Annotated in this window: 1 protein-coding gene; it reads left to right on the top strand. The window is 37.1% G+C overall.

Going from position 1 to position 1,795, the window contains the following annotated elements:
• The first annotated feature begins 483 nt into the window (after nucleotides 1-483).
• The gene (gene omp38 / locus FTU17_RS17280) at nucleotides 484-1,542 is read left to right on the top strand and encodes an outer membrane protein Omp38 (protein ID WP_180077451.1); all 1,059 of its coding nucleotides are present in this window, start codon (nucleotides 484-486) and stop codon (nucleotides 1,540-1,542) included.
• Nucleotides 1,543-1,795: the final 253 nt, after the last annotated feature.

The raw sequence follows: 1,795 nt of genomic DNA, 5'->3' as shown, positions 1-1,795 counted from the left end.
TGTTCCACTTTAGATATTTGTTTAAGATGAGATGTAACTCATTGAAATGTGTCATCATATTCGTCGTCAGAAAACAAGTATTATGCCATTATTTCAATGAGTTATCTTTTTTTGTCGTGTACAAAGATTATTTTTATATGTTTAGTGTTATATGTGTTTTTAATGGCGATATTAATTTTGAGTATAGAATTTTATTACTCAATTTTAGATAAAGCTGTTAAAATGAAAATAGCAAGTGACAATAGGCGATTCACTGCTCAAAATTGAGTAAAAATTTACCGAATTACAACGGAAATTGTAAGTAATTTTGTCAATAATTTACTTGATTAGATTAATCAAGCACTTGGAAAAAGAAAAAAGTGTTTGTATGATTCAGTGTGAATAGCTTAAAAAAAAAACTGGGGTATAAGAAAGCCTATCTCAGGATAGCCAATTTTTCGGCTTGAGCTTTAACAACAATTGTTATCTCTGGAGGATAAATCCATGAAAATGAGTCGTATTGCATTAGCAATGCTCGTAGCTGCTCCTTTAGCAGCTGCAAACGCAGGCGTAACTGTTACTCCATTAATGCTTGGTTACACTTTCCAAGATTCTCAACACAACAACAGCCGTGGTAACTTAACTGAAAGTCCTGAGCTACAAGATGACTTGTTTGTTGGTGCAGCACTTGGTGTTGAATTAACTCCATGGTTAGGTTTCGAAGCTGAATATAACCAAGTTAAAGGTGATGTAGACGTTGATTTCGGCGAATACAAACAAACTCAAATCAATGGTAACTTCTATGCTACTTCTGATTTGATCACTAAAAACTATGACAGCAAAGTTAAGCCATATGTATTGTTGGGTGCTGGTCACTACAAATACAAATTTGACGAAGCTGCTGCTCGTGGTTTAGCTCCATCTGCACAAGCTCGTGGTACTACTGAAGAAGGTACTTTGGGTAATGCTGGTTTAGGTGCTTTCTGGCGCTTAAACGATGCTTTATCTCTACGTACTGAAGCTCGTGCTACTTACAACATCGATGAAGATTTCTGGAACTACACAGCTTTAGCTGGTCTTAACGTAGTTCTTGGCGGTCACTTGAAACCTGCTGCTCCTGTAGTTGAAGTTGCTCCTGTAACTCCAGTTGCTCCAGTTGCTCCAGCTCCTCAAGAGTTGACTGAAGATCTTAACATGGAACTTCGTGTGTTCTTTGATACAAACAAATCAAACATCAAAGATCAATACAAACCTGAAATTGCTAAAGTAGCTGAAAAATTAGGCGAATACCCTAATGCTACAGCTAACATCGAAGGTCACACAGATAACACTGGTCCACGTGCTCTAAACGAACGTTTATCACTAGCCCGTGCTAACTCTGTTAAATCTTCACTTGTTAACGAATACAACGTTGACCCAGCTCGTTTATCTACTCAAGGTTTCGCGTGGGATCAACCGATCGCTGACAACAACACTAAAGAAGGCCGTGCTATGAACCGTCGCGTATTCGCTACGATTTCTGGTAGCCGTACTGTAGTGGCTCAACCTGGTCAAGCTCAATAATTTGAGTTTAACTTCGGTTAGAAAAAAGCGGCTCTTTTGAGTCGCTTTTTTTTATGTCAAAAAATTAAAAAAAGCATTCTTAAATAGGGAAAAGCTCTAATACAATTAAGGTGTTAACTTTTGAATCTCTGTACACGACAAATTTCATAGGATCCTTGTCCTATCAGGCTTTTTCTTTCTTAAAATTGCTAGCACTTTCTTAAATTCTTCTTTTTTTCCAAAACCAATCAAACGTAGAATAGCCATTTGAACA

It is taken from the genome of Acinetobacter sp. YH12070 (assembly GCF_013419625.1).
GTDB classification, from domain to species: domain Bacteria; phylum Pseudomonadota; class Gammaproteobacteria; order Pseudomonadales; family Moraxellaceae; genus Acinetobacter; species Acinetobacter amyesii.
The sequence above is the reverse complement of the archived record's forward strand: the minus strand, read 5'-3'. Positions and strand labels throughout refer to the sequence as shown.

Bases quoted from the DNA above. Each gene is read 5' to 3' on its own strand.
- omp38 (WP_180077451.1), top strand. From the start codon at position 484: ATGAAAATGAGTCGTATTGCATTAGCAATGCTCGTAGCTGCTCCTTTA.